This window comes from Nocardioides ungokensis (genome assembly GCF_013466985.1).
Taxonomy (GTDB): Bacteria; Actinomycetota; Actinomycetes; order Propionibacteriales; family Nocardioidaceae; genus Nocardioides; species Nocardioides ungokensis.
Genome location: NZ_CP059164.1, coordinates 1172250 through 1187873 on the forward strand (window position 1 = coordinate 1172250; position 15624 = coordinate 1187873).

14 protein-coding genes and 1 pseudogene are annotated in these 15624 nt (G+C 71.5%); 6 read left to right on the top strand and 9 right to left on the bottom strand.

The genetic code is table 11. The features are described 5' to 3' along the window. Window positions 1-40: 40 nt before the first annotated feature. Complete coding sequence (locus H0S67_RS05900) at window positions 41-364, top strand: VOC family protein (protein WP_281369028.1); 324 nt, start codon at window positions 41-43, stop codon at window positions 362-364. A gap of 109 nt (window positions 365-473) precedes the next feature. Beyond that, window positions 474-1172, top strand: coding sequence for a class I SAM-dependent methyltransferase (locus H0S67_RS05905; RefSeq protein ID WP_180935817.1), 699 nt, complete (start codon window positions 474-476; stop codon window positions 1170-1172). A 45-nt stretch (window positions 1173-1217) separates the two neighbouring features. Here the strand turns inward: H0S67_RS05905 and H0S67_RS05910 are convergent, their stop codons facing one another. From H0S67_RS05910 to H0S67_RS05920, 3 genes are all read right to left on the bottom strand, one after another. After that, window positions 1218-1355: a hypothetical protein gene (locus H0S67_RS05910; RefSeq protein WP_180935818.1), complete on the bottom strand. Its 138-nt coding sequence runs from the start codon at window positions 1353-1355 to the stop codon at window positions 1218-1220. A 150-nt stretch (window positions 1356-1505) separates the two neighbouring features. Continuing rightward, complete coding sequence (locus H0S67_RS05915; protein WP_180935819.1) at window positions 1506-2633, bottom strand: 13E12 repeat family protein; 1128 nt, start codon at window positions 2631-2633, stop codon at window positions 1506-1508. Window positions 2634-2730: 97 nt separating this feature from the next. Next, entirely contained in the window at window positions 2731-2910 is a 180-nt protein-coding gene (locus H0S67_RS05920; protein WP_180935820.1) for a hypothetical protein, read from the bottom strand. Window positions 2911-3098: 188 nt separating this feature from the next. Here H0S67_RS05920 and H0S67_RS05925 point away from each other — a divergent pair, with 188 nt between their 5' ends. Beyond that, on the top strand, window positions 3099-4367 hold the full coding sequence (locus H0S67_RS05925) for a SpoIID/LytB domain-containing protein (protein WP_180935821.1): 1269 nt from the start codon (window positions 3099-3101) through the stop codon (window positions 4365-4367). A 26-nt stretch (window positions 4368-4393) separates the two neighbouring features. Here H0S67_RS05925 and H0S67_RS05930 read toward each other — a convergent pair whose 3' ends face one another. The 6 genes and pseudogenes from H0S67_RS05930 to H0S67_RS05955 form a co-directional block, all read right to left on the bottom strand. Continuing rightward, window positions 4394-5257: an alpha/beta hydrolase gene (locus H0S67_RS05930; protein WP_180935822.1), complete on the bottom strand. Its 864-nt coding sequence runs from the start codon at window positions 5255-5257 to the stop codon at window positions 4394-4396. Window positions 5258-5346: 89 nt separating this feature from the next. Beyond that, window positions 5347-8733, bottom strand: coding sequence for a pyruvate carboxylase (locus H0S67_RS05935; protein WP_180935823.1), 3387 nt, complete (start codon window positions 8731-8733; stop codon window positions 5347-5349). Window positions 8734-8743: 10 nt separating this feature from the next. Further along, on the bottom strand, window positions 8744-10294 hold the full coding sequence (locus tag H0S67_RS05940; protein WP_180935824.1) for a PH domain-containing protein: 1551 nt from the start codon (window positions 10292-10294) through the stop codon (window positions 8744-8746). A gap of 7 nt (window positions 10295-10301) precedes the next feature. Then, window positions 10302-10790, bottom strand: coding sequence for a PH domain-containing protein (locus tag H0S67_RS05945; protein WP_180935825.1), 489 nt, complete (start codon window positions 10788-10790; stop codon window positions 10302-10304). Between the two features lie 21 nt (window positions 10791-10811). After that, window positions 10812-12613, bottom strand: a pseudogene (locus H0S67_RS05950) (acetyl/propionyl/methylcrotonyl-CoA carboxylase subunit alpha). 75 nt (window positions 12614-12688) lie between these two features. Continuing rightward, window positions 12689-13282 (bottom strand): GNAT family N-acetyltransferase, encoded by a 594-nt coding sequence (locus H0S67_RS05955; RefSeq protein ID WP_219635506.1) that lies wholly within the window; start codon window positions 13280-13282, stop codon window positions 12689-12691. Between the two features lie 72 nt (window positions 13283-13354). Here H0S67_RS05955 and H0S67_RS05960 point away from each other — a divergent pair, with 72 nt between their 5' ends. The 3 genes from H0S67_RS05960 (at window position 13355) to H0S67_RS05965 (ending at window position 15614) form a co-directional block, all read left to right on the top strand. Beyond that, window positions 13355-14386, top strand: a complete 1032-nt coding sequence (locus tag H0S67_RS05960; RefSeq protein WP_180935827.1) for a metallophosphoesterase — start codon at window positions 13355-13357, stop codon at window positions 14384-14386. A gap of 113 nt (window positions 14387-14499) precedes the next feature. Next, entirely contained in the window at window positions 14500-14808 is a 309-nt protein-coding gene (locus H0S67_RS27845; protein ID WP_425489922.1) for an acyl-CoA dehydrogenase family protein, read from the top strand. Then, window positions 14805-15614 carry an acyl-CoA dehydrogenase family protein gene (locus H0S67_RS05965; protein ID WP_425489923.1) on the top strand — a complete coding sequence of 270 codons (810 nt, stop codon included), beginning with the start codon at window positions 14805-14807 and terminating at the stop codon, window positions 15612-15614. The genes H0S67_RS27845 and H0S67_RS05965 overlap by 4 nt, the downstream gene beginning before the upstream one ends. Window positions 15615-15624: the final 10 nt, after the last annotated feature.

Consider the following 15624-nt stretch of genomic DNA (forward strand, 5'->3'; position numbering starts at 1 on the left):
GTGTGTCTAGGTTCGCCCGGTGGCCTTGGAATGGGAACAGGTGATCGTCCACTCGTCGGATCCAGTGAGCCTGGGACAGTGGTGGGCCGACGCGCTCGGCTGGGTCGTCGTCCACTCGTCCGCTGACGAGTTCGAGATCCGGCCGGAGCCCGATCGCACGCCGGGCCTGGACTTCGTCCGGCTCGATGAGGAGAAGAAGGCCAAGAGCCGACTGCACCTCGACTTCCGGCCCGATGACCAGGCCGCCGAGGTGGCTCGTCTGGTCGCTCACGGTGCGCGGCGGGTGGACATCGGCCAGGGGGATCGGCCGTGGGTGGTGCTGGCGGACCCCGAGGGCAACGAGTTCTGCGTCCTCGGCCAGTGACGGCAACGGGCGGGACGATCACGCGATCCTGGCGCACGAACCGCGTGGCGGCTCGTCGGTCCAGTGTGGCCTCGGGTAGGAACGAACCCGTGCTGCCTGCGAGGTCACGATGACCGCCAACGACTACGACAGCTTCGCGGACGCCTACTCCGCGGAGAACGAGTCCAACCTCTTCAACGCGTACTACGAGCGACCCGCGATGCTCCGCCTCGCCGGCGACGTCTCCGGCCGCCGGGTGCTCGACGCGGGGTGCGGATCCGGTCCGCTGTCGGCCATGCTTCGCGCGAAGGGTGCCGTCGTCACCGGCGTCGACGTGAGCGCAGCCATGGTCGACCTGGCCCGCCAGAGGCTCGGTGCGGACGCCGACCTGCGCGTCGCGGACCTCGGTGGCCCCCTGCCGTTCCCCGACGCCGAGTTCGATGACGTCGTGGCATCCCTCGTCCTGCACTACTTCGAGGACTGGGGCGGCCCACTCTCGGAGCTGCGGCGGGTGCTGAAGCCGGGCGGTCGACTGATGGTCTCGGTCAACCACCCCTCCGCCTACGCGATCGTGTACCCCGAGGCCGACTACTTCGCGGTGACCGAGTACTCCGAGGACTACACGTTCGACGGAGACGTGACGTGGCTGACCTTCTGGCACCGGCCACTGCACGCCATGACGGATGCCTTCGCTGCCGCGGGGTTCCGCATCGCCACCGTCAGCGAGCCACCGCCGGCGCCCGACACCCCACCAGAGGTGCTTCCCCCCGGCCTGGAGCCAGGCAGGTCGTTCATGTGCTTTCTCTTCTTCGTCCTCGAGGCCGTCTGAGACCGTGCTTCCGCCCGGACACACTGCTCGGCTTGCCGGGCTTGCTCAGACCCTGAGCTGCTCCAGCAGCGTCCCGTGCTCCCACTCGAGCTCCCGGGCCTCCGCGCGGTCACGATCGCGTCGATCCCGGAGCTCTGCGAGGGCGCCGAGCAGTTCAGTCGCCGAGAACTGAATCTCCGGCACCTCGGGCCAGTGGCTGCTTGCCGGGTGTCCCGGCGGGTCGATGTGGTGGCGGAAGCCAGCACCCGTCACCAGGCGGAAGGAGCCCGAGTCGTCGGTCTCGACCCCGAACCCTGGGGCGTGCTTGGCCTTGTGGCCGCGCTTGCAGCCGGGTCACAGCTGGCTGGTGGACGTCTCGCGCTCGGGCCAGGGGATCCGGTGGTCGAGCTCCACTCCGGTGGCCGGCGCGCTGCAGGCCGGTTCGAAGCACGAGCCCCACTCCGCCACCACGTGCCGCCAGATCGGCGGCGTCGGCTTGTACGACGTGGTCGACAGCTCGACCATCCGTCCCGCCGGATCGGTCAGCATCCGGTGCCAGGTGGCATCCGGCTGCGACGCGATCGCCCGGGCGAGCCCGGCGGGCACGATGGTGCCGCCCGAGAGCTCACCCGGCTCGTCGGCGATCCCCATGACCGTCTGGACCGGCACGGTCAGGTTGATGATCGGGCGCGCGTACGACGGGGTGGGCACCCCTTCCTCGCGCCCCACGAGAAGGTCCATCGCGAGGTCGGACTTGAGCTGCTCGATCGTCCGCCCGTCGCCTTGGCGGCGCAGGTCCCTGGCGGCCAGGGTCAGCCGGTGGTCGGCCAGCCGCACCTGGTCGACCGTCGAGGTGATGCCGAGGTGGGCCATGCCGTCCTCGAGGTCGCTCGCCCGCGTCCGTCGCCCGGCGTGTGCCTTGCGGTGTCGCTCCGCGGCGTCTGCGGCGCGGACCCGGTTGATCTCGTAGGTCAGCTTGTTGCGCAGCTGCTTGGGCGTGCACGCCACCACGGCAGGCACTCCGGGCAGGCCGTGGGCGTCGCTGAGGTGCCGCTCCAGGAACGCCGAGATGCGCGCCGCGAGCTTGAAGAGCTGGACCGGGTCGCTCACTGCGTGCCGGACGTTGTCTGCGATGACCGAGGCGCGGTAGGTGTCCAGCTGTCCCGACAGGCACAGGTCCCACACCCGGGTGAAGTGCGAGGACAGGAACAGTGCGACGTTCAGCTCGTGCCTCACCCGCCCCTCGCCGAGCCCCCACAGCGCCGACACCTCGACGACGGTCTCCTGACGCGGGGTCAGGGTGAAGTGCGGTGAGACCGCCTCCCGCGCCCGGTGGTCCGCGTCGCGCCGTCGGTGGAACTCCACCAGCCGGGCCCAGCGCCGGGGCCGACGCTCGCGCCTCCGCCACCCCGCCCCGTCGGCCACCCCACGGGCCAGCAGGTCGTGGTCGTCCACCGCTCCGAGATCGAGGTCAGGGTCCATCGTCAGCACCTTCCGAGAAACGTTCGACCCCTCGAGAGGAACGCTAGTGCCGACCACCGACAGCCCGGGGAAGGTTCAGTCGCTGCGGACTGAAAGGTCAGTTGAGCGCCTGGAACGCCTGGTAGACCATCAGCGCCGGCCAGAAGATGCCCTCGAAGAACACCAGGACGTACTGCCAGAAGGTGTCGGCCTGCTGCCAGAACCACACCCAGGCGCCGAAGATGCCGAGTCCGTAGATCGCGCCACTGCCCGCGGCGGCGCCGGTGTTGTTGGCCATGTGGTCCACGATGCGGCCCGGGCCCGTGTGCCTGTAGTGCCGGTTGGCCGGAGCCGGCGGGACGAGTGGCCGCAGGAACTACAGATCTGTAGTTCATCCATGTGAATTGCGGGGCTGCTGTGACTCATGGTGCGATGAGTGCTTCACACCCATCCCTGTAGTCACAGCAGCCCCGGGGGACCCTGACAATGAACACCACTCGACGGCGCACGGCCCGCGCCGGCATCCTCCTCGCCGCGACCCTGGTGGCCACCACCGCCGGCCCCGCGCACGCCGCCGGGAACAGCTGGGACGTGCCGCACCAGGCCACCATCACGATCCGAGGCCACGGGTTCGGGCACGGCCACGGGATGTCGCAGTACGGCGCCGAGGGCGCGGCCCGGCAGGGCCTGACGTACAAGCAGATCGCGGACTTCTACTACCGCGGCACGAGCTGGGGCACCACCAAGGGCCGGGTCGACGTGCTCATCACCGGCGACACCACCGACGACCTGGTGGTGCTCGCGCGCAAGGGCCTGGTGCTGCGCGACCGCGCCTCCGGCGAGAAGACCGAGCTCCCCGACAACGGCGCCACCCGCTGGCGGATCGTGCCGACCGCCGACGGTGGGGGGCGGGTGGGCTACCTCGAGGGCAGCTGGCACCCCTTCACGACGCTGAAGGGGGAGGGGGAGTTCTCGGCGCACGCCAAGCCGGTCACCCTCGTCACCCCGAGCGGCAACCGCGCCTACCGGGGCCGCCTCCGTGCGGTCGCGACCTCGGCCGGCTCGACGGCCCGGAGCACCGTCAACGACGTCTCGATGGAGAGCTACGTCAAGGGGGTCGTGCCCCTGGAGATGCCGGCGCTGTGGAGCCCCGAGGCCGTCCGTGCCCAGGCCGTCGCGGCCCGCACCTACGCGGCCTACGAGCGCGACCACCCGCTCGGGTCGGACTACCAGATCTGCGACACGTCGTCCTGCCAGGTCTACGGCGGGTACGACGCCGAGCACCCCGCCTCCAACGACGCGGTCGACGCCACCCGCCAGCAGGTCCTGCTCGCGAACGGCGACCCGGCCTTCACGCAGTTCGGGGCCAGCTCGGGAGGCTGGACCTCCGCCGGGTCGGTGACCTACCTCCCCGCCCGCAAGGACCCCTACGACGGGTGGTCCGGCAACCCGGTCCACTCCTGGAAGGTGACGGTCCCCGACACCACCATCGAGAACGCCTGGCCGGCGCTCGGCGACCTCACCCGCATCGTGGTGACGAAGCGGGACGGCAACGGCGACTGGGGCGGCCGGATCTGGTCGATGACGCTGGTGGGCAGCAAGAAGAAGGTCGCCGTCTCCGGTGACACCTTCCGCGCGGTGCTGGGCCTGCGGTCCACCTGGGTGACGTTCGGGGTCGCCCAGCGATCCGGCCGCGCCCCAGCCCCCACGCAGCGCGCCGACGACTCGCTGATGGCCGCCGACCTGGAGCGCTAGCAGACTCGGCCGGCGAACGTCAGTCCCTACTTGGCGAAGCGCGAGACGAAGTCGAGCGAGACCTGGGCGACCTCCCGCCAGCCGCTGTCGATGGTGAGCGAGTGTCCCCGGTTCTCGATCTCCTTGAACTCGGTGACGTTCTCCGCGTTCTTGCGCTGCTTCTTGAAGGTGGCGTTGGCGATGGCGTGCGGCACCTGGTGGTCCTTCTCGCCGGAGATGATCAGCATCGGACCGCGGTCGGGGTTCTTCTTGTCCGCCTTGAGCTCGGTTCCCGGGTTGATGTTGGCGAACGCGGCCTGGAAGACAGGGACCCCGGAGCCGGCGACGTGGAAGGTGTCGTAGAGCTCGTGGGCCTCCTCCTCGCTGACGGCGTTGGCGAAGCCGAAGCGGAACTGGTCGAAGGTCAACGTGACGGCCTTGCGCCTGTTGGCCGGGTTCCCGAGGACGGCGGCGGAGGACTTGAGGGCTGCCGGGGGCAGGGGCAGCACGCCGCGCAAGGGGGCGGGATCGATCGCGACCGTGGCCGCTGACAGGCCGCGACCGGCCAGGATCTGCACGAGCAGCCCGCCGAACGAGTGGCCGATGACGACAGGTTTGACCGTGAGTCTCTCGATGACGGCCTGCTGGTAGGCCGCGACGTCGCCCACGCCCTTGCCGGCGAACTGCTCGGGATGCTCGCGTGCCTCTGCCACGGTGCCGGGATCGTCCGGCCAGCCCGGGGTGACGGCCGCGAACCCCGCCTCTTCGAAGAACTCTGCCCAGCGATCCCAGCTGCTGTCGAGCAGCCAGAGCCCGTGGACGAACACGACCGGGGTCTTCCCGCTCTCGTTCGCGCGCCTGATCTCGTCGAGCTCGGACTCGGTCAGGGTGATGTGCTGCGTGACTGCCATAGGGGTGCTCCCGCCCACCGTGGAACCCCGAGAAAGACCTCAGTCTGCCCCGGGTGACCCGATGGCGCCAGCGTTCGGCAGCGCTGCCGTCAGCCCAGCACCAGCACCAGGTCACCGCCGTCGACGGCCTGGGTGCCGCCGAGGGCGAGGCGCTGCACGGTGCCGGCGACCGGCGCGGTGATCGAGGCCTCCATCTTCATCGCCTCGATCGTCGCGACCGTGTCCCCCGCGGCGACCTCGTCGCCCTCGGCCACCACGAGGGTGACCACGCCCTGGAAGGGTGCGGCGACGTGACCCGGCTTGGAGGTGTCGGCCTTCTCGGCGGCGGCGACCTCGGCGGCGACGTTGCGGTCGCGCACGCTGATCGGCCGCAGCTGGCCGTTGATCGTGGCCATCACGGTGCGGAAGCCGCGCTCGTCCGGGTCGCTGATCGCCTGGACCCCCAGGATCAGGGTCTTGCCCTCGTCGATCTCGACCTCGTGTTCCTCGCCCTGGCGCAGGCCGTAGAGGTAGTCCAGCGTCGGGAGGACCGACAGGTCGCCGTAGGTCTCGCGCGACTCGGTGAACTCCCGGGTCGGGCCGGCGAAGAGCAGCTCGTTGAGGGTGCGGCGGGTCGCCGTCCGCAGCCCCTCGGCCTGCTCCTCGGTCAGCTTCTCGGCCGGCGCCTTCCAGCTGCGGCCCGCGAGCGCCTTGGTGCGGAACGGCTCCGGCCAGCCGCCGGGCGGGTCGCCCAGCTCGCCGTTCAGGAAGCCGATGACCGAGTCGGGGATGTCGAACTTCGCCGGGTCCTCCGCGAACTCCTCGGGGTCGGCTCCGACCGCGACCAGGTGCAGGGCCAGGTCGCCGACGACCTTCGAGGACGGGGTGACCTTGACGATGTTGCCGAGGATGTCGTTCGCCGCGGCGTACATGTCCTCGATCTGCTCGAACTTCTCACCGAGGCCCAGCGCGATCGCCTGCTGGCGCAGGTTGGACAGCTGACCGCCGGGGATCTCGTGGGTGTAGACCCGCCCGGTCGGCGACGGCAGCCCGGACTCGAAGGGCGCGTAGACGCGCCGGGTCGCCTCCCAGTAGGGCTCCAACGCGCAGACGGCCTCGAGCGACAGCCCGGTCTCCCGGTCGCTGTGGTCGGTGGCGGAGACCAGCGCGGACAGCGGCGGCTGCGACGTGGTGCCCGCCATCGAGGCGGTCGCCGCGTCGACGGCGTCGACCCCGGCGTCGATGGCCGCGAGCAGGGTGCCGAGCTGGCCACCGGGGGTGTCGTGGGTGTGCAGGTGCACGGGCAGGTCGAACCGGTCGCGCAGCGCGCTCACCAGGGTGCGCGCGGCGGGGGCCCGCAGCAGCCCGGCCATGTCCTTGATCGCGAGGACGTGGGCGCCCGCGTCGACGATCCGCTCGGCGAGTCCGAGGTAGTAGTCGAGCGTGTAGAGCCGCTCGTCCGGGTTCGACAGGTCGCCGGTGTAGCACAGCGCGACCTCGGCGACCGCCGTCCCGGTGCTCCGGACCGCCTGGATGGCCGGCCGCATCTGCTCCACGTCGTTGAGCGCGTCGAAGATCCGGAAGACGTCGATGCCGGTGGCCGCCGCCTCCTCGACGAAGGCGTCGGTGACCTCGGTGGGGTACGGCGTGTAGCCGACCGTGTTGCGGCCGCGCAGCAGCATCTGCAGGCAGACGTTGGGGACCGCCTGGCGCAGCTTGGCCAGCCGCTCCCACGGGTCCTCGGCCAGGAAGCGCAGCGCCACGTCGTACGTCGCGCCGCCCCAGGCCTCCAGCGACCACAGCTCCGGCGTGGTGTGTGCGACGTGGCCGGCGACCGCCAGCAGGTCGCGGGTGCGGACCCGGGTGGCCAGCAGGGACTGGTGCGCGTCGCGGAACGTCGTGTCGGTGACCGCCACCCGGGTCTGCTCGCGCAGGCGCCGCGCGAACTCCTCCGGGCCGACCTCCAGGAGCAGCTGGCGCGAGCCGTCGGGGGCGGGCACCTCCAGGTTGACGTCGGGAAGCTTGGTGACCGGGTCGATGCTGACCGGCGCGGGGCCGTGCGGCTGGTTGACGGTGATGTCGGCGAGGTAGGTCAGCAGCTTGCTGCCGCGGTCGCCCTTGCCCCGCGCCGCGAGCAGCTGCGGGTGGGTCTCGATGAACGAGGTGGTGACACGGCCGCCGGCGAAGTCGGGGTCCTCGAGCACGGCCTGGAGGAAGGCGATGTTGGTGGAGACGCCGCGGATGCGGAACTCCGCCACCGCGCGCCGGGCCTTCTCGACGGCCTTCTCGAAGGTGCGGCCTCGGCAGGTGAGCTTCGCCAGCATCGAGTCGAAGTGGGCGGAGACCTCGGCGCCGGTGTAGACGGTGCCGCCGTCGACCCGGACCCCGGATCCGCCGGGGGAGCGGTAGGTGGTGATCTTGCCGGTGTCGGGCCGGAAGTTGTTGGCCGGGTCCTCGGTGGTCACCCGGCACTGCAGCGCCGCGCCGCGCAGCACGATGTCGTCCTGCGCGAGGCCGAGGTCGGCGAGCGTCTCACCGGAGGCGATGCGCAGCTGGGACTGCACGAGGTCGACGTCGGTGACCTCCTCGGTCACCGTGTGCTCGACCTGGATGCGGGGGTTCATCTCGATGAAGACGTAGTTGCCCTCGGGGTCGAGCAGGAACTCCACGGTGCCGGCGTTGCGGTAGCCGATCTCCGTGGCGAAGCGCACCGCGTCGGCGCAGATCCGGTCCCGCAGCTCCGGGTCGAGGTTTGGCGCCGGCGCGATCTCGACGACCTTCTGGTGGCGTCGCTGCACCGAGCAGTCCCGCTCGAAGAGGTGGATCACGTTGCCCTCGGCGTCGGCGAGGATCTGCACCTCGATGTGCCGCGGGTCCACGACCGCCTGCTCGATGAAGACGGTCGGGTCGCCGAACGCGCCCTCCGCCTCGCGCATGCAGGTCTCGACGGCCTCGCGCAGGTCCCCGGGCTCGTCGACCCTGCGCATGCCGCGGCCGCCGCCACCGGCCACGGCCTTGACGAAGAGCGGGTACGGCAGCCCTCCGTCCTGGGTGGCGGCGGCCTCCACCAGCGCGTCGACGTCGGTCGAGGGGTCCACGAGGCCAGCGTCGGGACCGGCGGCCTTGGCCGCAGCGATCGCGCGGGCCTTGTTGCCCGTCAGCGTGAGCACCTCGGCGGTGGGCCCGATGAACGTGATGCCGGCGTTGGCGCACGCCTCGGCGAGCGCGGGGTTCTCCGAGAGGAAGCCGTAGCCCGGGTAGACCGCGTCCGCGCCGGCCCGTTGGGCGACGGCGACGATGGCGTCGGGGTCGAGGTAGGCCCGCACGGGGTGACCGCGCTCACCGATCTCGTAGGCCTCGTCGGCCTTGAGCCGGTGCTCGGACCACCGGTCCTCGTAGGGGAAGACCGCGACCGTCCGGGCGCCGACCTCGAACGCAGCGCGGAAGGCCCGGATCGCGATCTCGCCGCGGTTGGCCACGAGCACCTTGGAGAACATGGCGTCGAGGCTATCGGCGTCGGCTGCCCCGCGTCGCGGGCGTGCGATCTGCGAGACACACGGTGAACTGCTCGACGAGTCCCGGTACGGCGTCCGCGGCGAGCCGGGTCGCCTCGTCCGCGGGTACGTCGAGCACCGACACCTTCTGCTTCCCGCCCGCCGTGGTGGCGGCCAGCGTGGTCAGGCCTGCACGTCGCTGTGGCCAGGTGGAGCGGAACGTCCACCCGATGACGTGCCCGGTGTCCAGCGCGTGCCGGTGGCGGTCGAGGCTGCCCGACCGGCTGACCAGGTGGCCGTCGACCAGCGCGTGGCCGAGGCCGCGCGTGCGGTCGATCGCGAGCAGCAGCCCGACCGGCAGGCCCAGGGCAGCCACCGGCACCAGCCAGGTCGGTGCTCCGGCCACGGTCACGAGCAGGAGCGCCGCCAGCAGGACGGCTGCCGCCGGTGCGAGGGCGCGGGTGAAGCGGCGACGCCGGGCCCGGGGGCCGTGTCCCGTCAGCGGGGCGTCCACGGGGCCGGCGCTGCCGAGCACGTCGCGGGCGACCCTCAGCACCACCTCACGCGGAGCGGGCGGGACCAGGACGGCGCTGCCCTGCTGCCGGCGGTCCAGGCCGGTGACGATCGCGGCGACCCGGCCGCCTCCGGCGGCGCGCAGTCCCAGCGGCTCGCAGACGCTGACCCCGGCGACCCGCTCGTCGTCGAGGCTCGTCTCCCGGGTGGTGAGCAGGCCGCGCGTCAGGTGCCAGGCGCCGCCCACGTGCCGCAGCGCGAATCCCCAGTTGGCGACGAGGTAGCCACCCACCGAGAGCAGCGACACGAGCACCACGAGCGCCACGATGCCGACCGGCACGACGGTCCACCACGACAGCCCGGAGGTGCCCCGCACGATCTCGCCCGTGCCGATCCGGTCCCAGAGACCGAGGGTGTTCATCAGCTGGCTGGTGGCGCCGAGCACGCCTGCGGCGATCACCAGGCCGGAGCTCGTGAGCGGGGCGAACCGGACCCAGGCCGGGTCGAGAGCGAGGACGACCTCGGCGCGGTCCGGCGTGACGACGTCCCGGTCGTCGGTCGAGTCGCCGATCTGGTCGTCGGTCGGGTCGTCGGCCGAGGGGGCCACGTGCAGCAGCTCCTCGCGCAGCCGCCTCGCGCGTCCGACCTGCAGGGCGTCGAGGTCGAGCCGGTCCTCCTGGGACGCCGACGCCGTGCCCACACGCACGGTCGCCAGCCCGAGGACCCGGTGGATCGCGGAGGAGGTCAGGTCGACGGTGCGGACCCGGTCCAGCGGCGTGGAGAGCAGGTGCCGGTTGAGCAGTCCGCGGCGCAGCTCGATGCGGCCCTCGGCGATCCGGAAGCTCGTCGTGACGTAGCGCAGCACGCCCAGCGTCACCGGCACCCCGACCCCCAGCAACTGCCACGGCAGGTCGCCGTTCCCCGTGGCGGTGCCGGCGAAGAGCAGCCCGATGACGAAGGGCAGGAAGCGGAGGACCTCACGGATGGGGTGGACCAGCAGCATCCGGGCGTCGAGGCGCTGCCACTGCTCGTCGTGCGCCAGCTCGCTCATCGGGCGATCACGTCGCGTCGCCGGCCACCGCGTCGGCCTTGAGGGTCAGCTCGTCCACGAGCCGCCGCGCGCGGTCGCGGTCGAGTCCCGAGATCTCGAGGGCCCCCGCCGACGACGCCGTCGTGACCGTGACGCTGGCCAGCCCGAAGAGCCGCGCGACCGCGCCCTCGGCGTGGTCGACGGTCTGGATCCTCGACATCGGCGCGATCCGGCGCTCGCGGGACCACCAGCCCGTCTGGGTGTAGACCGCGGTGTCGGTCACCTCCCAGCGGTGCGTGCGGTAGCGCCAGGTCGGCATCACCACGACGTACGCCGCGACGACGGCGGCAAGCGCGGCGAAGACCCACCAGGGCAGGGGGAACCAGTGCCACAGCCATCCGCCCAGGGCCACCAGGACCAGCAGCCAGGCGCCCTGCACGACGGCGCCCAGCAGCCACATGAGCCGCGCCCTCGGGCTGACCCGCTGGGCCGGCTCGCGGAGCGCGGCGCCTTCCATGATCCCGAGACTACGGCGCTGTCAGTCCTTGATCTCGCAGATCACGGCGCCGTTGGTGACGGTGGCGCCGGCCTCGACCTGGAGGCCGGTGACGGTGCCGGGCTTGTGGGCCTTGAGGGGCTGCTCCATCTTCATGGCCTCGATGACGACCACGGTGTCGCCCTCGGCGACCTCCTGGCCCTCCTCGACGACGACCTTGACGATGGTGCCCTGCATGGGGCTGGCCACCGCGTCTCCGGAGACAGCGGCGCCGGCCTTCTTGCCGCCGGACCGCTTGGGCTTCTTCCCTGCTCCGGCGCCGCCGGCGGCGAGCCCGCCTCCGAGTCCACCCAGTCCGGCGGGGAGGACGACCTCGAGGCGCTTGCCGCCGACCTCGACGACGACCTTCTGCCGCTCGCCGGCCTCCTCGTCGGCCTCGGCGGTGTGGCCGTCGTAGGGCTGGATCTGGTTGTCGAACTCGGTCTCGATCCACTGGGTGTAGACGGTGAACTCACCCTCGCCGGTGGGGTTGGATGCGCCGACGTAGGCCGGGTCGGAGACGACCGCGCGGTGGAAGGGGATGACCGTCGGCATGCCGTCGACGACGAACTCGTCCAGCGCGCGGCGGGAGCGTTCGAGGGCCTGGGTGCGGTCGCGGCCGGTGACGATGAGCTTGGCGATCAGGGAGTCGAACGAGCCGGGGATGGTCTGGCCGTTCTCGTAGCCGCCGTCGAGGCGGACGCCGGGGCCGCTGGGCGGGGACCAGGCCGAGAGGGTGCCGGGCGCGGGCATGAAGTTGCGGCCGCCGTCCTCGGCGTTGATGCGGAACTCGATGGAGTGGCCGCGGATCTCGGGGTCGTCGTAGCCGAGCTCCTCGCCGGCGGCGATGCGGAACATCTCGCGCACCAGGTCGATGCCGGTGACCTCCTCGGAACGCAGTGCTCGACCTGGAGGCGGGTGTTGACCTCGAGGAAGGAGATGGTGCCGTCCTGGGCGACCAGGAACTCACACGTGCCGGCGCCGTAGTAGCCGGCCTCGCGCAGGATCCGCTTGGAGGACTCGTAGAGCTCGCCGAGCTGGTCGTCGGTCAGGAACGGGGCGGGCGCCTCCTCGACCAGCTTCTGGTTGCGGCGCTGCAGGGAGCAGTCGCGGGTGGAGACGACCACGACGTTGCCGTGCTGGTCGGCCAGGCACTGGGTCTCGACGTGGCGGGGCTTGTCGAGGAACTTCTCCACCAGGCACTCGCCGCGCCCGAACGCCGTGACGGCCTCGCGGACCGCGGACTCGTAGGCGTCGGGGATCTCCTCCAGGGTGCGGGCGACCTTCAGGCCGCGGCCGCCGCCACCGAAGACGGCCTTGATCGCGACCGGCAGCCCGTTGGCCTCGGCGAACTCGACGACCTCGTCGGCGTCCGCCACGGGGTCCTTGGTGCCCGGCGCGAGGGGGGCGTTGGCCTTGTCCGCGATGTGCTTGGCCTTGGCCTTGTCGCCCAGGGCCTCGATCGCGGCGGGCGGGGGGCCGATCCAGGTCAGCCCGGCGTCGATGACCGCCTGGGCGAAGTCGGCGTTCTCGGCCAGGAAGCCGTAGCCGGGGTGCACCGAGTCGGCACCGGCCCTCTCGGCCACCGCGATGATCTTGGCGATGTCGAGGTAGGACTCCGCCGGCGTCGCGCCGTCCAGGGAGTAGGCCTCGTCGGCCAGCCGTACGAACAGGGCGTCCCGGTCCGGGTCGGCGTAGACGGCCACGGACCCGATCCCTGCGTCCTTGCACGCGCGGATCACCCGCACCGCGATCTCGCCACGGTTGGCGATCAGGACCTTCTGCAGCGGATTGACCTTCGGCACCTGGCACTCCTGCTCTGGGGATGGGGACTCCGCTGCGCAGGGTATCGCCCGACCCGGCCCGCCGTCGTTGAGGTGTCAGTCACGGTTGCCGCTCCCACGCGGTCGCAGCACCTTCCGCATCACGACGCGCGTGGGGGAGCGGCGCACCACCTCGGTGAAGCCGGCCCGCTCGTAGAGGCTGCGGGACCCGAAGAACATGAAGTCGTCGTGGCTTCGCACGGGCTTGTCGACGGGATAGGCCTCGACGAGGCGTACGCCGTGCTCCCGTGCGAAGTCCAGGCCGGCCGCGAGCAGCCGGTGCTGGAGGCCCCGGCCGCGGAGCTCCTTCGCGACGTAGGTGCAGACGACCGACCAGACCTCCGCGTCGTCGACCGGCTTCATGACGGGGGAGCGGCGCAGCTTGAGGTAGTCCTCGCGTGGCCCGAGGCTGATCCACCCCGCCGGCCGGTCGTCGACGTACCCCACCAGGCCCGGCACCACCCCGGCGTCGACCAGGCTGCACAGCTGTTCCTTGTTGCCCTCACCGGCGGCGGCACTGACCGAGACCTTGCCGGTGCGTCGGTAGTACATGCACCAGCAGCCGCGCACGATGGAACCTCCGGGCAGTCCGAACAGCGCCTCCAGGTCCGGCCAGGTCTGCGGCGTCAGGGGCCGTGCCGCGAAGTTCACACCTCGATCATCCGCCATTCACCCCGACCGGCAAGGGTGCGAGCACCAGTCGTCCGCCCTCGGAGGAGCACCATGCGCCGCGTCCGCGCCATCACCGTCCTGACCGCCCTCGCGTCCGCCGTCGCCGGTGGGTCCGCCGCCCCGGCGGAGGCCCGGGCCCCGCACCGGGACGCGTCCGACGCGGGCTACACCTTCGCGGTGATCGGCGACGTGCCGTACGGCGACGCCCAGATCGCCGCCTTCCCGGGCTGGATCCAGCAGATCAATCGCGACCCGGCCGTCAGCTCGGTCGTCCACCTCGGCGACATCAAGAACGGGTCGTCGGTGTGCAGCGACGACTACTTCCGGATGATCCGCGGCGACTTCGACACCTTCGAGGACCCGCTGGTCTACACGCCGGGCGACAACGAGTGGACCGACTGCCACCGCGCCAACAACGGCGCCTACGACCCGCTGGAGCGGCTCGCCATGGTCCGCAGGGTCTTCTTCGACCACCCCGGCCGCACCCTGGGCCAGAGCATCTTCCCGGTCGCCTCGCAGGCCGGCCGCGGCTTCCCGGAGAACGTCACCTACCGCCGTGCCGGCGTCACCTTCGTGGCCGCCAACGTGACCGGGAGCAACAACGGCCTCCAGCCCTGGACCGGCCTCGGCCACACCGAGCCGACCCCCGAGCAGCGGCAGGCCGTGCAGGACCGGACCGCCGCGGACATCGACGAGCTGCACGCGGCGTTCGCCACCGCGCGCGAGCGCCACGACCGCGGTGTCGTGGTCATGCAGCAGGCCGACATGTTCGACCCGACCTACACCCCGACCGACAACGACATCAGTGCCTTCAAGCCGTGGGTGCAGGCCCTGGTCGACGAGGCCTCGCGGTTCGCCGGGCAGGTCTACCTGCTCGACGGCGACAGCCACGTCTACAACACCGACCGCCCGTTGGCGACCGGCTCGCCCTGGCTCGGCACGTACGGCGTGCGCGGCGCCGCGGACAACTTGACGCGGGTGACCGTGGACGGCTCGTCGAACAACACCGATTACCTGCGGGTGACGGTCGGCGCCCCGGGCCGGCCGGTGCTGAGCTGGCAGCGGGTGCCCTACACCTCGTGACGCCGGTGGTTAACAATCGCTAACCTCGCGGGCTAGCATGGCGGCATGACGTACGAGCTGAGCCGTGAGCACGAGGAGTTCCGCCGCAGCGTCGCGAGTTCGCGGAGGCCGAGATCGCGCCGCACGCGGCGCAGTGGACCGCGACCACCACTTCCGGTCGACGTGGTGCAGAAGATGGGCAAGCTCGGGCTGTTCGGCCTCACCGCGCCGGAGGAGTACGCGGCATGGGCGAGGACGGCGACTTCACCAGCCTGTGCGTGGCGATCGAGGAGATCGGCCGCGTCGACCAGTCCATGGGCATCACGCTCGAGGCGGCGGTCGGCCTCGGCATCAACCCGATCCTCACCTACGCACCGAGGAGCAGAAGGCCGCCTGGCTGCCCGACCTGGTCGCTGGAGACCGGCTGGCCGGCTTCGGCCTGACCGAGCCCGGCGCCGGGTCCGACGCGGGTGCGACCCGCACGAAGGCCGAGCTCGACAACGGCGAGTGGGTCGTCAACGGCTCCAAGCAGTTCATCACCAACTCCGGCTCCGAGATCACCAGTGTCGTCACCGTCACCGCCCGCACCGGCACGCGCGAGAACGGCACCCCCGAGATCTCGACGATCATCGTCCCCAGCGGCACGCCCGGCTTCACGGCCGAGAAGGCGTACGACAAGCTCGGCTGGCACGCCTCCGACACCCACCCGCTCAGCTTCGAGGACGTCCGCGTCCCGGAGGCCAACCTGCTCGGCGAGCGCGGCCGCGGCTACGCGCAGTTCCTGGCGACCCTCGACGACGGTCGCGTCGCCATCGCGGCGCTGGCGGTCGGCTGCATCCAGGCCTGCCTCGACATGAGCCTGCAGTACGCCGGCGAGCGCCAGACGTTCGGCGGCCCGATCGGCCGCAAGCAGGGTCTGGCCTTCCAGATCTCCGACCTCGAGGTCATGCTCCACGCCAGCCGCCTGCTGACCTACCGCGCGGCGGCCATGAAGGACGCGATGGACCGTGGCACCGGCGGCTCGATGAAGGAGTTCAAGCAGGCCGCGGCGGTCGCCAAGCTCTACACCACCGAGTCCGCGGTCACCGCGACCCGGATCGCCACCCAGGTCTTCGGCGGCTACGGCTTCATGGAGGAGTACCCCGTGGCGCGGTTCTACCGCGATGCCAAGGTGCTCGAGATCGGCGAGGGCACCAGCGAGGTGCAGCGGATGCTCATCGCCCGCGGCCTGGGGCTCCCCGTCGAGTGACTCTCGGGTC